Source organism: uncultured Ruthenibacterium sp., from assembly GCF_963558415.1.
In the GTDB taxonomy this organism is placed as follows: domain Bacteria; phylum Bacillota; class Clostridia; order Oscillospirales; family Ruminococcaceae; genus Ruthenibacterium.
Window position 1 is genome coordinate 38408 of sequence record NZ_CAUWGY010000001.1, and the last position, 14876, is coordinate 53283.

A 14876-nucleotide genomic window follows, 5' to 3' on the forward strand; every position below is an offset into this window, starting at 1 on the left:
TTTGAAAAAACAAAAAAGCGTGCTATAATCGTTGCGTAAAATTAACTTTTGGGAGGTACACACGATGGAACGGCGGGAGCGCATAGAAGTGTTTTTAGACTTGTTATCCTGCACGCAACCTCTGTATTTTTGGGAATATGACTCTGACGGAAGTCTTTTGCGCAGCACCTGTCCCGCCGAAAAAATGCTGGATACGATTTTTCGGCACACAGGTTGCCACGAATTTCTAATGGACACACAGGAATCTGCGCCGATACTTTTGGCAGGCGGTGCACGACTGATGTGGATCGCGGCCTGCGAATACAACGAAAAGTTGCCGGTTCGGTATTATGTACTTGGCCCTTTTTTCGTCAGTGAGACTTGCGCGGACGATATGGCCGAATTACTACGTGCTCGCGCTCCCGGAACATCAGAAGAATGGCGAAGCACTCTTAGCGCCGTACTGAAAGAACTGCCAGTATTGTCGCTTCCGTTTTACTCGCAGTATGCAGTGATGCTACACTATCTGGTAACAGGAGAAAAAGTTTCTTGCAGCGCGATTCGGTATCTGCCAGAAGAGCAGGATGCGGCGAGCAATTTTTCCAATCTAAAAGTGCAAACGCCACCCAAGGACAGATTGGAGACATACCGCGCTGAACGTGCACTGCTGAATGCTGTACGGGAAGGCGATCTCGATGGCGCAACCGCGATGTTGCAGGCTTCTGGAATTGCCCGTGTGCGGCAGTATACCGACAGCCCTCTGCGCAATGCTCAAATCGCCTGTACAACATTTGCCGCCATCTGTACACGCGCGGCCATTGAAGGCGGACTGTCCACAACGCTCAGTTACTCGATTGGCGACGCATACATCAAAAGCTTTTTCTTGGCCAAATCACTTTCGGAAGTTGTTGACATCAAAGACAAGATGTTCCTTGACTTCATTCATCGCGTCCATACCTGTCGCACCAATCCGAAGTATTCCAAAATGGTACAGGGCAGTTGCGATTACATTGAGCTTCATCTGGCAGAGCCGCTGAACATTGAGACGTTGGCTTCCCGATTGGGATATGCCAAGTATTATCTTTCGACCTGTTTTAAGAAAGAGACGGGCTGTTCTGTCAATGACTATATCAAATTTGCCCGTGTGGAACGGGCAAAGATCCTTTTGTCCACAACGAATACATCCATTGATAAAATCGCTGAACAGACGGGCTTTAGTTCCCGCAACTTTTTTGCCGCAACTTTCAAGCGCTGCGTGGGGAAAACGCCGGCGGAATACCGCAGGGAGACGCTCAACGTTTAATTTTCTTTCCGCCGTTCCCCATGAAAAAGGTATCACATTTTTGCGATGAGAGATATTTTCAAATTCGTGATTATAACACTATTTTTATGTCGTTTTTTGAATAAGTTGAAAATGAATACATTATAATGAATTCAGAACTATTCTGAACCCCAACTCCCCTTGTACAATACCAGACAGAAACGTCCGGCATTGTACGAGGGGTTTTATTTTGCGCTCATAAGGAGGGGCGACATGAAGCAGAGCAATATTTCACGCGCCGCAAAGCAACAGGCGCTTTTTCAGGACATATCAGTTTGGAAAGCAATTGCAGCTCTTGCCGTACCCTCTGTCTTTTCTATGCTCGTCATGATTTTATACAACATGGCCGATATGTTTTTTGTGGGCCAGTTGGGAGATGCTGCGCAAGTTGCTGCTGTATCATTGGTCGGACCGGTATTTACACTATTGATGGCAGTGGGTAGCATGCTGGGCGGAGGCGGATGTGCTCTACTGGCTAAAACCCTTGGAGAAAACCGTGCTGAATCCGCCAAGCTTTACTCCAGTCTCGCCGCATGGGGCAGTGTGGTATTTGGAATTCTGTTTGGCACTGTCATGATCGTCGCCCGACATCCTCTCCTACAATTTCTCGGCGTGAACAACGAAATTGAGCCGTATGCGGCAACCTATCTCAGCGTTCTGGCCTTTGGGGCTCCCGTCATGATTTTTTCCACCGCTTTCGGAAGCATTGTCCGTGCGGAAGGAGCCGTCAAGGAAGGCTTTCTGGCACATCTGCTTTCTACAGTGACTAACATGACTCTGGACCCTGTATTCATTCTCACTTTTCGCATGGGTGTGGGTGGTGCGGCCATTGCAACGGTATTGGGCAATGTAGTCGGATGTGTCTATCTTGTTTTTTATATCCTTCGACGCAGCGCTAATTTTACATTATCTCCATTTCCATCTATCCGAAATCCCGCCGCACTGGGATCACTACTTGCCATCGGACTTCCCAATTTCATCAACAGTACATTGGTGGGATTTGCACATGCGTTGGCCAACCAACTCCTCATTCAATACGGCACCCTCGCCGTCGCAGGCATGGCATCAGCCAGCAAAACAACTATGCTTATTTCCATGACGCAAATGGGTATTACCGTCGGTGTGCAGCCACTTCTCGCATACAACTACGGAGCAAAAAATATTTTACGAATCCGCGAAGCAGTGAGTAAGCTCTCTTTATTGACGCTGGGTGTGGGACTGTTTCTAACAGGCATTTGTTTTATGGAAGGAAAACAGATTGTTGCCTTATTTTTGAAAGAACCGGATGCGCTGGTGCTGGGTCAACAGTTTGTGCGTCTTCTGGTACTGACGGGGCCCTTTCTGGGCCTGTACTATCTTGCATCCAGTTTTTTGCAGGCGTCGGGCAACGCCAAAACAGCGACCTTTGTTTCACTGCTCCGCCAGGGCATATTTCTGATTCCTCTTTTATACGGCATGAATGCGCTGTTCGGAATGTACGGAAACATTGCCGCGCACATCGCTGCGGATCTTCTTGCGGCATCTGTCGCTGCTTTTCTGGCACTTCGCCAGTACCGGATGCTGAAAAATAATACAAGTAAGGAGATGCATTGATGTACCGACCCGAACTGAAAGGACCCGGCCTATCGGGGCGCGTTGATTTCGGCAACCCTTCGCTCGTTCCCGTCGTACGGATGCTTTCCATCAACCTTCGGCGCGAAACGTCTGCGTGGTCCCCGCCTGTCGGTCTGTGGCTGACGCACGAACGCATCGGTGAAACGGAATGTTTTGTGCTCGCTCCAGATCCAGATGCACTTCTTCCCGGTGTGTTGTACTGTCACGGCGGTGGTTTTTTTCTGCCGCTTCAGTGTACTTCGCTGCGCATTGCGTCTGCTCTGGCTAAAGCACTCCCCGCACGTATATTCCTGCCCGATTATCGTCTTTTGCCGGAACATCTGGCACCGGCAGCCTTCCAGGACTGTCTGGCCGTGTGGCGCTCTATGAGTGAAGACGCCGCTCTTCGGCATCTCGATGGCCGTATGCTTTTGTATGGTGAGAGCGCAGGCGGAGCACTTGCCGCTGGGCTCGCCTTGTATGCACGCAACTATGGTTTGCCTCAAGCAGCGGGACAAGTGCTAATTTATCCTGCTCTTGATGACCGTGCGCAGCCGTATCCTTCCCGAGGCGGCATTGCGGATGCTGCATGGAACACATCCTCCAATGCCGCAATGTGGCGAAAATATCTGCACATAAGCGAACCGACCCCCTATCTTGTTCCGCTGCGCGCAAAGGTATTTTCAAATCTGCCGCCCGCGTACATCGAGCCGCAAGAGCTGGATATTCTACGTGACGAAGCCATCGTCTTCGCGGAAAACCTGCGGCGCGCAGGAGTTCCGGTACAGTGCAATGAAATTTCTGGCAGCTATCATAGTTTTGATGCCGACACGGACAATCCATTTGTACGCAGTGTGCTTGCACAGCGCGTCGCAGCAATGAAGTCCATGCTGGAAGACACAACGAAATGAAGGAGAGTTAAATGATGACAATCGAACAACAGGTGAATGAAGCAAACCGCCGTGTGCTGGACATTCTTCTGAACGGGCGCCCCGTGTGGACGGATGTGTGTACAGCACTGGATGTCATTCCCGGTATGACCAAAGAGACAATTCTTGTTGCAGGACCACCGCTGCCCGCAGATAAGATCACGCCTCCCATCCGAACTTCCATTTGCGGCGCGGCAATCCATGAGGGACTTGCGTCCAATGTGGACGAGGCATGGAACATGGTGTTGCAAGGAGACATCCGCATCGAACCCGCACAAAACCACGCGTGCGGCTGTGCGGCCTGCATGGTGGTGTCTGCCTCTATGCCGGTGCTTGTAGTACAGGATCCTATTTTCGGTGGGAAGGGGTATGCTCCGATCCACCCCGGCTCCAATCCCAAAGTATTGCGCTGGGGACTGTACGACGAAGAAGTGGAACGGGACCTGCAATGGATGCGCGACGATTTTGGACCTGCACTCGGGCAGGCGGTACGGCGGTCCGGTGGAATTGACCTTGTGACGGTTCTGGCTAAAACCGCGGGCATGGGAGACGAAAACCACAACCGCCAGCCTGCAGCGTCCATGTATCTGGCGCTGCAGGTCATTCCTCATTTCCTGGCCGTGCAGCATCCTCAAAAAAACAATATGATCCGCTTTTTGGCGGAAAATGACCGCTTCTTCCTGCACGTTATGATGGCGGGTGTAGAAGCGCTAGCGGTCAAAGCAAAAGAAGTTCCTCTATCCACCGTAATGGCAGGCATGGGCGGCAACGGTGTCACATTCGGCATTCAGCTTGCAGGCACTGGTAACCGCTGGTTCACTGCGCCTGCCCCTGTCATCCGCGGCATGCTTCTCAAGCCGTCTTACACGGAAAATGATTTGCTCGGCTATCTCGGCGACAGTTGCGTTACCGAGGTCTACGGCCTTGGGGGTATGTCGTCCATCGCCGGCCCGGCATATGCGCGCTTTACAGGCGTAACTTTCTCCGAAGCAAAGGACCGTACGGAAAAAGCGCGAGCTGTCTCCCTTGGCGAACATATGTTCGCGCCCATTCCATGGGACGATTTTCGCGGATTCCCTGTGGGCATTGACGCACGCAAAGTGGTGGGATACAACATTCTGCCTGTCAGCCACGGTGGTTCGGCATTAAAAACCGGTGGTCAGGGCGGCGCAGGCGCGGCGGAACTCCCGCTGGAATGCTTTCAGAAAGCACTCCGCGCCATCCGCGACGAAGCACTGCTCGCACAGAAAGAGGAGGAATGACGCAGATGCAGACCTATGTAAAAATTGAAAAAAACAGATACATCGACTCTTTGCAGACACTGCTTGGTTCATCCATTCTAAATGAACAGCCCGGCATCCAAGTGGGATACGTCGGTATGGCGACGCTGTCGTTCAAAGAGATTCTTGCAGAGATTGGGCTTTTGACGGATGAGATCCGCGCGTGCGGCGACGGCGACTACATTGTGGCGGCCAGCGCCGACAGTGAGGCAAATTTTTTGCGCGGCGTCCAGGCAGTGGACCAATCCATGGCGCCGGAACAAAGTACGGGCGCAGCCGTGCGGGAAAGTTTTACCTCTGTGCGCGCGGCCGCGAAAGCTCATCCGGAGGCAAATTTGTGTTCCATCGCAGTGCCGGGCGAATACGCATTGTCCGAGGTCAAAAAGGCCCTGAACGCGGGGCTGCACTGCGTTGTATTTTCCAACAATGTGCCGCTTTCCGACGAACGCGAAATGAAGGAACTGGCAAGAGAAAAAGGGCTTCTGTGCATGGGGCCAGATTGCGGCGTCGCCAATATCGACGGCGCAGCGCTCGTTTTAGCAAGTATCAACGCTCGCGGGCCATTCGGCATCTGCGGTGCATCAGGCACAGGCATTCAACATGTGGCCGCCATCCTGCATGAAGCAGGCACAGGCGTGAGCCAGACCATCGGCACCGGCGGCAACGATTTAAAAAACGCCGTCGGCGGCATCATGATGCTTATGGGCATCGACGCGCTTGAAGCTGATCCGGAAACGAAATACATTGCGCTTATTTCCCGCCGCCCCGGAGACGAAGTCCTTCCTAAGGTTCTCGAACGTATCTCGCGCTGCCAAAAGCCTGTTGTTGTGTTTTTTATGGGATGCAGGCGTACGGAAATCGAACGTGCAGGCGGCATTTACGCAGCCAATCTTGACGATTGTGCACGACAATGCCTTGCACTGATTGGAAAAACATATGAAACGGAAAGCGATGAAGTGCTTGCCGACCTCGCCGCACAACAGGTAAAGCTGCTTGCGAAAGAACAAAAATATGTGCGCGGTGCCTTCAGCGGCGGAACCTATATGGATGAAGCTATGCAAACGTTGCGCGCCAAAATTGGCCCTGTTCATTCCAATTGTCCGCTGCGGGAAGAGTGGCGTCTGGCGGACTCGGGTACGAGTGTGCAAAACACCTGCATCGACTATGGCGAAGAAGAATTCACCTTAGGCCGTCCTCACCCGGCTATCGACCCTGGCGTACGCGAACCTGCTATCCCGCGCGAAGCTGCCGATCCCAAGACAGCCGTCATCCTTTTGGATTATATTCTCACTCCTCCGGGACACATGGATCCCGTGGGATACTCGCTTGCAGACATTCGCGCAGCACAGCAGATGGCCACGGCACGCGGCGGACATCTGATATTCATCGCGGCAGTACTGGGTACGGACGCAGACCTGCAGAACAAGGCCGAGCAGTGCCAAAAGCTGCGGGACGCAGGCGTAATTGTTTGCAAAACCAATGAGCGCGCGGCTGCACTGGCCGCCGAAATCATCCGCCAGAAAAAGGAGAGAGACGAATATGGGGTGTGAAAAGATTTTAAATCTGTTTCGCTCGGAACTTGTAACCGTCAACGTAGGGCCGAAACTTTTTGCAGACGCTTTGGAAGCTCAGGGATTCCGCACTGTACAGGTGGACTGGAAGCCCATTGCGAACGGCGACCGCGAGATGCGCGAAATTCTGGATTTACTGGGAGGACTGGACTGATATGAATGTACTTGTGTGCAATGTAGGCAGTACTTCGCTGAAATTCAAGCTGTATGAAATGCCGGCCTGCGAAGTGATGGCACAGGGCGCGGTGGAGCGTGTCGGTTCCAAAAGCGACGCAATCTTTTCCTATCGCAATATGCGCACCGGGAAGGGCGAAGTCCTTGAAAAACAAAGCATTCCAGACTACCAGACCGGTATCGAACGATTTCTGTACGAACTGACACAGGGTCAAAATGCCGTGCTTACACGCGTAGAGGATATTGAGCGTGTAGGTTTCAAAGCAACACTTTCAAAAGGGCATTTCGGTGTTCACGAACTGGACGACGCCGTGTTGGATGGTATGCGCGACTGGATTGCAATGGCACCGCTGCACAATGCTGCATATCTAAAGGCCATTGAGGTAATGCGTAGTGTACTGCCACAAGCGCGCTTTGTAGGCGCATTTGAAACAGCCTTCCACCGGGACATTCCTCTTGAGCGAAAAATTTTCGGTGTACCATATGAATGGTATGAAAAGTACGGCGTGCAACGGCTTGGATACCACAGCGCCTCGCATGGATACATTGCGGATGTTCTCAACGCTGAAAAGCAGCAATATGCTGCTATCTCATGTCATCTAGGCGGCAGCTGCTCCGTGTGTGCCATCGAAAACGGAAAAAGTGTGGACACTAGTTTTGGAATGTCTCTTGAATCCGGTCTGATTCATGCAAACCGCACAGGCGACATTGACTGCGGCATGCTGACCTTCCTGCGTGGGCAGGGACTCAGCGAAGAGGAAATTCTTGAGGGATTTCAGAAAAAAGGTGGCCTTCTGGGTATTTCAGGCGTCAGCAACGATCTGCGTTACATACTCGAAGCAGCCGATGCGGGCAACGCGCGTGCAAAGCTTGCCATCGATGTGTTCGTCACCGGTATTGTCCATTACATTGGCGCGTTTTATCTCGATCTCGGCCGTCTGGATGATCTTGTGTTCACAGCCGGAATCGGCGAACACTCCGCACAGATCCGAAGGATGGTCTGCGAAAAGCTCACACCGCTCGGAGTAAAACTGGACGAGCACAAGAATGAAACCTGCCGTGGTGAGGGGATTGTTTCTGCATCTGATTCCGCCGTGTGCGTGCGTGTCATACCCACAAACGAGGAACTTGGAATCGCTCGTCGAACGTATGAAATTGTTTAAGAGACAAGAATTCTTTCTAACCACCATAATCTTTATATAAAAACAGCTCTGCACAGAAGGCCTCTACATCTTCTTCATTTTCAGGCTAAAAAGCCAAAAACAGCGATGAATCAAAGGATTTATCGCTGTTTTTTGTTGAAAACATCTTTTCATTTATGGCACAGTGCCTTGTGAAACCTTCGTCACGGGACGTTATATCAAACACGGCGTCTGCAAGGGACAAACCGTACACCCTTTCATGCGGATCACTTTTTCTTCGCTCAGAATTTTCCGAAACTCCTTCAATGATTAAAACGGTCTGATGCGGCATATTCTTTTCGTTTTCCCAGAGAAATACCATTAGAAGTCTCCCATTTTTCGCCTGTAAAGCAAGGATACAAAGTAGCAATTGTCCCTTTTTAGTGACGGATATTTTTTGTTCAAGCATTTCTCCCTAAAAAACAAGAACACTATGATTTCATTGATGGGCACTGTGTCTGTTTTTGGGGCTTCATCCCCCAGAATATCGCATTCATTAGAATCACAATCAAGCAAACCACAGCCATTGCCACCCAAAAGCCCATATTAATTCCCAGAAAAGAATTTGTTCCAAATAATTTGAGCCAAAGCGCGTTCCAATTCATTAAAAACACCTCCCATTTTAAAGCAGTTCCCCATAATGCCGTACATAGGCCTTTTTCAAACTGGTTGCCAATGCCATATAAAGCAAGATGCAGGGGACCAGATAAGCAAAGTAAGTGACTGGCAACGAAACAAAACCCAGAGCCGCACCCAGAGGTGTAAATGGAATGGTCGTCAGCACAACAATACCGGTCAGGGTAAGCAGTGTGAGAGGCGCTGACGCACGGCTTTGAATAAAGGGCAGCTTGGGCGTGCGGATCATATGGATTACCAGAGTCTGACTCCACATGGACTCTACAAACCAGCCCGCCTGAAACAAGCCGATGTACTTTGCCTGTATGATTGCCAATTCTGCCCCATGAAAATGGGCGGGCAGATCATTAAACAGCACTCCGTTGGACACCACCAAGGGGCAAAAAACAAAATACATAAACAAATAGGTAGTAAAATCAAAAATCGAACTGGTGGGGCCGAGCCAAATCATGAAATTCCCCACACTGGAGGCGTCCCATTTACGAGGCTTTGCGATAAACTCCTCATCTACGTTATCCCAGGGAATCGCAGTGCAAGAGAGATCGTAAATCAGATTGAGGAAAATTAGTTGCACACTCATCATGGGCAAAAACGGCAGCAACGCCGCTGCAGCCAGCACCGAAAACATATTTCCAAAATTTGAAGAAGCGGTCATTTTGATGTATTTGATCATATTGGCATACGTCTTGCGGCCTTCGATGATGCCCTGTTCCAAAACCATCAAATCTTTTTCCAGCAGGATAATGTCCGCGGATTCCTTGGCAACATCCACTGCCGTGTCCACGGAAATACCAATGTCTGCTGCTTTCATGGCGGCGGCATCGTTGATGCCGTCCCCCAGGAATCCGACTGTATGGCCATTTTCCCGAAGAATGGAAACTACGCGTGCCTTCTGGTCCGGGGTCAGCTTGGCGAAAACATCTGTGGACTTTGCGGCTTTGGCCAATTCGCTGTCGTTCATGCATTCAATGTCAGAGCCCAGCAACATATTCCGGACCTTTAGTCCTACCTGCTTGCAGATGGTGCGGGTCACCTTGTCATTGTCACCGGTCAGAATTTTTGTGGTCACTCCATGATCCTTCAGCGCTTTGAGCGCGTCAGCGGTGGATTCTTTGGGAGGGTCCAAAAAGGCCAGGTATCCGATGAGCACCATATCCCGTTCATCCTGTGTGCCGAAGGCGCCCACCGGAGAGGGATTGCTTTTTTGTGCAATGGCAAGTACCCGGAATCCTTTGTCATTGAGTGCATCCACCGTTTGCAGAATGTTTTGGCGCACTTCATCCGTCAGAGGCTGAACGCTGCCATCCCGCTCTGCAAACGCGCAAATAGAAAGCATTTCCTCCACAGCTCCCTTGGTCACCATTTGCGTCTTGCCCTTTTGATCCTGTACAACGGTGGTCAGTCTCCGGCGGGTAAAGTCAAAGGGAATTTCATCCACCTTAATGTAATGCTCCGATAAATCCACCAGCCGCGGATCCTCCGCCTCTGCCTCCTCGGTTTTGCGGATGATGGCCAAGTCCATCAGGTTCTTGTACCCGGTCTGAAAATAGCTATTGAGATAGGCATGCCGCAGGACTCGGGTATCGTCTTCCCCATTGACATTCAAGTGATATTCCAGAACCACCTGATCCTGCGTCAGGGTTCCGGTTTTGTCCGTGCACAGGATGTCAATGGCTCCAAAATTCTGAATTGAGTTTAGATTTTTAACGATGGTTTGTTTTTTGCTCATGGATACCGCACCTTTGGCCAAGCAGGTGGTCACAATCATGGGAAGCATTTCTGGTGTCAGGCCCACTGCGATGGAGATGCCGAATAAAAATGCATTCAGCCAGTCTCCTTTGGTGATCCCATTGATGAAAAATACAAGTGGAACCATCACCAGCATAAAGCGAATCAAGACCCATGAGATGGCGTTCACCCCTTTGGTAAAGCTGGTTTCCACAGCTTCGCCCGCGACAGCACAGGCCATGGAACCGAAGAGGGTATGATCACCCACACACACCGTGGCGGCTGTCGCGCTGCCAGAAACCACATTGCTGCCCATAAAGGCAAGATTTGCGTACTCAGTCACGCTGTCTTTCGGTTCACTCATACGCGCGGTTTTCTCCACTGGCTCACTCTCTCCGGTCAGGCTGGCCTGGCTGACAAAAAAGTCCTTTGCGTCCAGGATGCGCACATCCGCCGGAATCATATCCCCGGCCGAAAGATGCACCAAATCCCCCACCACCAGTTCGTCCATGGGAATCTCCGTCTGGTCGTTATTTTTCCGAATCACTGAACAGGTGGTTGTAATCATAGACAGCAACTTCTCCGCGGCATTGCCGCTTCTGGATTCCTGAACAAATCGAAGCGTACCAGAAATCATCACCATCGTCAAAATAATCAAAACTGTCAAGCAGTCAAAATCCTCAGGCTGACTTCCGAACAGGGAAAAGTATGGAAAAACCATATCGGTCATGGTGGATACCAGTGCTAAAAGGAACAAAATCGCTGTAAATGGATTGACAAATGCATCCACCAGCCTTCTTGCCAGAGATTTTTTCTTCTCATGTGTTACCCGATTACTGCCATATTGGGCCCGACTGGCGGATACTGATTCCTCGTCAAGGCCACACAGCGTGGTGCCAAGTCCTTTCAGCACATCCTTGACCGGAACCGTTGCCGCATATTCAAGGCGGCGATTCTCTTCATCCCGTACGGCTGCACGGCTGGCAGTCCGACGGGTTGACATACGGAATTCTTTCTTGTTCATGACGTTTACCTCCTTGCATAAAATCAAGGCGATACAAGCCATGCGGACACGGTTCTCTCACTGTCCGCATGCTGCACCGGCCTTCGTGGACTGCCGTCAGAGTCCATGTCCTTCACCTCCTGTTTGTTTTCCACAATCCTTTGTCAGTATAAAAAAATCGCAAGAAAGATCACATGGTCAAAACCTTGCGATTTTCTTGCGATTTCGTAAGAATTACAGTCTGTCGTTGAACTTATATCCGATTCCCCAAATGGTCAGTATGTATTCGGGCGCGTCTGGGTTGGGTTCTATTTTTTTGCGCAGCTTTCGGATAAACGCCATAATGTTGCTGTCGTCCAGCAGATAGTCGTTCTCCCACACAGCCTGATAAATCTGTTCTTTGGTAAACACCTCTCCCCGGTTGCGTGCCAAAAAATACAAAATATCAAACTCCTTGGGCGTCAAGGAAATTTCCGAGCCGTCCCGGCTCACTCTGCGCAGCCTCAGATCAATGGAAAGTGCTCCACAGCAAATGGTATCACCCGAAGCTGCCAGCGGATGTTCCCCATTTAACTCCAGCATCAGAGACCCCACCGTGTCATCCATCAGATCCCGCAACCCTTCCCGCAATTCCTGTGCCGCCGGAGTGGGCGGCGCTGCGGTCTGCAACTGCTCTTGCAGCCACTTGGCCAAGGAGGAATCCAGAGAGATAAAAGCCACATGTTTTTTCATCACAGATTCCTCCTTTCTCACAGCAGTTCATGGTATCGGCGCACATACCAATGCTTGGCCAGACTGACCCACAACAGATACAGGCAGACAACCGCCGCCAGATAAACAAAATAAAACCAAGGCAGCACGGTCAAGCCGATCAGGCCACCAAACGGTGTAAAAGTCAAGCCGGTAAAAAGAAGTGTCCCCAAAAGCGTGACCACCATGACCGGCCGAGATGGTCGGCTTTGCAGCAGCGGTACGTTTTGTGTGCGCAGAAGATGGAGGATCAGGACCTGGGTCCACATGGATTCCAAAAACCATCCGCTTTGAAACAACGCAATAAAGCGAACCTGCTCTGCGCCGCTCAGCGATGCAAAAGGGCCGCCGCAAACCGAAGGACACAGAATCAAAAATAAGTAAGCGAATGTGAGAATATCAAAAAACGAGCTAATCGGCCCAAAAAAGCGCATAAAACGTCCCAGCGTTCTACCGGACCACTCCAGAGGTTTGGCACAGACTTCTGCATCCACCGAATCCCACGGAAGGACAAGGCACAAAATATCGTACAGCAAATTCAGCAGCAAAATCTGAAGGGAGGTTATGGGGAAGAACGGCAAAAACACACTGGCAATCACAATGGAGAAAATGTTTCCAAAATTAGAGGACGCTGTGATTTTGATGTACTTTGACACGTTGGCGAAGGCTTTCCGCCCTTCCTTGATTCCTTCTTCCAGCACATTCAAATCTTTTTTCAGCAACACAACATCTGCACTTTCCTTGACGGCTTCTACGGCTGTGTCTACGGAGATGCCCACATCCGACTCCATAATCGCAGGCAAATCGTTCATGCCGTCCCCCAAAAAGCCCACAGTGTGCCCGTTTTCCCGAAGTGTCTGCACCACTTGAACTTTCTGCTTTGGCGAAAGTTCCGCAAACAGCGTCGTCTGTTCGACTCTTAAAGGAAGTTCGTCGTCGGTCAGGGCCTCCAGTTCTGCACCGGTCAGTGTTCGAACGGTATCAAGCCCCAGTCTCCTGCAGACAGAAACTGCCACGTCCCGATTATCGCCGGTTAGGACCCGCACACCTACGTGCAGTTGCCGCAGTTGTTCAATGGCAGCGGCAGCACTCTGTTTGGGTGCGTCAAAGAACGCCAGATAACCCAGCAGAATCAGCCCATGCTCATCGCTCGGAGATACCATGGTCTGCTCCATTGGTTTGTACGCAACGGCCAGCACTTTCATTCCATCTTCCAGCATTTCGTCCACCACCGCATGGATGCTGGTGCTGTCCTCTGCACCGATGAGCCGACGCTCCCCCTTATACTCGATTTGACTGCATCTTCGATACACTTCCTCAATGCTGCCTTTGCTGATGAGCAGATTCCTCTCACCGTCCCGAACCAAAACGCTGGCCAGCCTTCTCTCATGATCAAAGGGAAGTTCATCCAGCTTCGGGTGCTGCTGCTCCAGATTCTGACAATATGCACCGCGTCCCAACATTTCCCGGTATTTCAAAATGGCATCATCCAGATGATTCTGCACACTGGTGTGATAAAGACTGTTCAGATAGGCCAAGTCCAGAACCTGCCGACTTTCGTTGCCCAGAAGATCCATGTAATATTCCAAAGAAATTTTGTCTCCGGTGAGTGTACCCGTTTTATCCACACACAGGATATCCATACTGCCAAATCCCTGCATGGCATTGATGTTTTTGACGATGGTCTGCTTTTTCCCCATGGCCGCGCTCCCCTTGGCCAGACAGGCGTTCATCACCATAGGAAGCATTTCGGGCGTCAGTCCAACTGCCACGGAAAGCGCGAACAAAAATGCGGAAATCCAGTCTCCTTTGGTCATCCCACAGGCAATGAAAACGACCGGAATCAAAACCGCCATGAAGCGAAGGAGCACTTTTGCAATGGAGTTGGCCCCTTGATCAAAGCCATGTTTGTCGTGCGATTCCGCTGTGGTAAAACCACCATACACGGTATCTTCCCCCACAGCCAGTACAATTCCTTCTCCTGTACCTCCGGTGACCGACGAGCCCATAAACACAAGGTTATTGTATTCGGAATAAAAACGCGCCTGGCCGGAAGAAAGCACATCGGCACACTTTTCCACGATGGCGCTCTCACCTGTGAGCATCGATTGCGAAACAAACAAATCCCTTGCGTCCGTCAATCGAACATCTGCGGGAACACGGTCTCCAGCCGTCAGCCTCAACCGGTCCCCCACCACAACTTCTTGCGCGGGAAGCCTCACCCACGCACCACTTCTGCGTACAAGCACCGCGCCAGAAACCATTTTTGTAAGGCGGTCCGCAACACGTTTGGCCCGAAGTTCCTGAACAAACCGAAGCACACCGCTGATCAGCAGCATGCCCAGAATGATGGCCGGCGTTGTAATGTTGCGGCTAAAATTGGACGCCAAAACCACATCCGTCATAAAGGAAAGAATCGCCAGTACAAATAAAATTACGGTAAACGGATTGACAAAAGCCCTTCTCAGCCGATAAAACACCGTGTCCAACGCCCTGCCTGTCAAAAAGTTGGCGCCGTATTTGGCACGGCTTTCCTCAGCCTCCGCCTCATCGTACCCCTGTGCAGAAACAAAAAAATCACGATATAGTGAATTTATATCTTGATATGCATAGTCCAGTACACGCTGGTGAATGGTGTGATTACGCTTCATTCATCTCGCCTCCCTGCGGCTGCTCTTATCATATCATAGAATCTCTCAGTTCATGTACATTGAAATCTTGCTTTTTTCTT

Annotated in this window: 11 protein-coding genes; 7 read left to right on the plus strand and 4 right to left on the minus strand. The window is 50.8% G+C overall.

Annotated features, from left to right (window positions below):
- Positions 1–64: 64 nt before the first annotated feature.
- From AB5H98_RS00155 to AB5H98_RS00185, 7 genes are all read left to right on the plus strand, one after another.
- Complete coding sequence (locus tag AB5H98_RS00155) at positions 65–1282, plus strand: helix-turn-helix domain-containing protein (RefSeq protein WP_367923882.1); 1218 nt, start codon at positions 65–67, stop codon at positions 1280–1282.
- Between the two features lie 231 nt (positions 1283–1513).
- On the plus strand, positions 1514–2893 hold the full coding sequence (locus AB5H98_RS00160; RefSeq protein WP_367923883.1) for an MATE family efflux transporter: 1380 nt from the start codon (positions 1514–1516) through the stop codon (positions 2891–2893).
- Positions 2893–3804: an alpha/beta hydrolase fold domain-containing protein gene (locus AB5H98_RS00165; protein WP_367923884.1), complete on the plus strand. Its 912-nt coding sequence runs from the start codon at positions 2893–2895 to the stop codon at positions 3802–3804. Before AB5H98_RS00160 ends, AB5H98_RS00165 begins: the two co-directional genes overlap by 1 nt.
- An 11-nt stretch (positions 3805–3815) precedes the next feature.
- Positions 3816–5084 (plus strand): DUF1116 domain-containing protein, encoded by a 1269-nt coding sequence (locus tag AB5H98_RS00170; RefSeq protein ID WP_367923885.1) that lies wholly within the window; start codon positions 3816–3818, stop codon positions 5082–5084.
- A 5-nt stretch (positions 5085–5089) separates the two neighbouring features.
- Positions 5090–6652, plus strand: a complete 1563-nt coding sequence (locus AB5H98_RS00175; RefSeq protein ID WP_367923886.1) for a succinyl-CoA synthetase subunit alpha — start codon at positions 5090–5092, stop codon at positions 6650–6652.
- Positions 6642–6827 carry a hypothetical protein gene (locus AB5H98_RS00180; protein ID WP_367923887.1) on the plus strand — a complete coding sequence of 62 codons (186 nt, stop codon included), beginning with the start codon at positions 6642–6644 and terminating at the stop codon, positions 6825–6827. The genes AB5H98_RS00175 and AB5H98_RS00180 overlap by 11 nt, the downstream gene beginning before the upstream one ends.
- A 1-nt stretch (position 6828) precedes the next feature.
- The gene (locus tag AB5H98_RS00185; protein ID WP_367923888.1) at positions 6829–8010 is read left to right on the plus strand and encodes an acetate/propionate family kinase; all 1182 of its coding nucleotides are present in this window, start codon (positions 6829–6831) and stop codon (positions 8008–8010) included.
- 85 nt (positions 8011–8095) lie between these two features.
- Here AB5H98_RS00185 and AB5H98_RS00190 read toward each other — a convergent pair whose 3' ends face one another.
- The 4 genes from AB5H98_RS00190 to mgtA (AB5H98_RS00205) all read right to left on the minus strand — a co-directional run bounded on the left by AB5H98_RS00190 (position 8096) and on the right by mgtA (AB5H98_RS00205) (position 14796).
- Complete coding sequence (locus AB5H98_RS00190; protein ID WP_367923889.1) at positions 8096–8437, minus strand: hypothetical protein; 342 nt, start codon at positions 8435–8437, stop codon at positions 8096–8098.
- A 213-nt stretch (positions 8438–8650) separates the two neighbouring features.
- Complete coding sequence (gene mgtA, locus AB5H98_RS00195; protein WP_367923890.1) at positions 8651–11416, minus strand: magnesium-translocating P-type ATPase; 2766 nt, start codon at positions 11414–11416, stop codon at positions 8651–8653.
- Positions 11417–11629: 213 nt separating this feature from the next.
- On the minus strand, positions 11630–12127 hold the full coding sequence (locus AB5H98_RS00200; RefSeq protein ID WP_367923891.1) for a winged helix-turn-helix domain-containing protein: 498 nt from the start codon (positions 12125–12127) through the stop codon (positions 11630–11632).
- 17 nt (positions 12128–12144) lie between these two features.
- Positions 12145–14796 carry a magnesium-translocating P-type ATPase gene (gene mgtA, locus AB5H98_RS00205; protein ID WP_367923892.1) on the minus strand — a complete coding sequence of 884 codons (2652 nt, stop codon included), beginning with the start codon at positions 14794–14796 and terminating at the stop codon, positions 12145–12147.
- Positions 14797–14876 lie beyond the last annotated feature (80 nt).

What these genes read in the sequence shown, in the direction of transcription:
- mgtA (WP_367923892.1), bottom strand. Translation starts at nt 14,796, where the DNA reads ATGAAGCGTAATCACACCATTCACCAGCGTGTACTGGACTATGCATAT.
- AB5H98_RS00165 (WP_367923884.1), top strand. Translation starts at nt 2,893, where the DNA reads ATGTACCGACCCGAACTGAAAGGACCCGGCCTATCGGGGCGCGTTGAT.
- AB5H98_RS00160 (WP_367923883.1), top strand. Translation starts at nt 1,514, where the DNA reads ATGAAGCAGAGCAATATTTCACGCGCCGCAAAGCAACAGGCGCTTTTT.
- AB5H98_RS00170 (WP_367923885.1), top strand. Translation starts at nt 3,816, where the DNA reads ATGATGACAATCGAACAACAGGTGAATGAAGCAAACCGCCGTGTGCTG.
- AB5H98_RS00190 (WP_367923889.1), bottom strand. Translation starts at nt 8,437, where the DNA reads ATGCTTGAACAAAAAATATCCGTCACTAAAAAGGGACAATTGCTACTT.
- AB5H98_RS00185 (WP_367923888.1), top strand. Translation starts at nt 6,829, where the DNA reads ATGAATGTACTTGTGTGCAATGTAGGCAGTACTTCGCTGAAATTCAAG.
- mgtA (WP_367923890.1), bottom strand. Translation starts at nt 11,416, where the DNA reads ATGAACAAGAAAGAATTCCGTATGTCAACCCGTCGGACTGCCAGCCGT.
- AB5H98_RS00180 (WP_367923887.1), top strand. Translation starts at nt 6,642, where the DNA reads ATGGGGTGTGAAAAGATTTTAAATCTGTTTCGCTCGGAACTTGTAACC.
- AB5H98_RS00200 (WP_367923891.1), bottom strand. Translation starts at nt 12,127, where the DNA reads ATGAAAAAACATGTGGCTTTTATCTCTCTGGATTCCTCCTTGGCCAAG.
- AB5H98_RS00155 (WP_367923882.1), top strand. Translation starts at nt 65, where the DNA reads ATGGAACGGCGGGAGCGCATAGAAGTGTTTTTAGACTTGTTATCCTGC.
- AB5H98_RS00175 (WP_367923886.1), top strand. Translation starts at nt 5,090, where the DNA reads ATGCAGACCTATGTAAAAATTGAAAAAAACAGATACATCGACTCTTTG.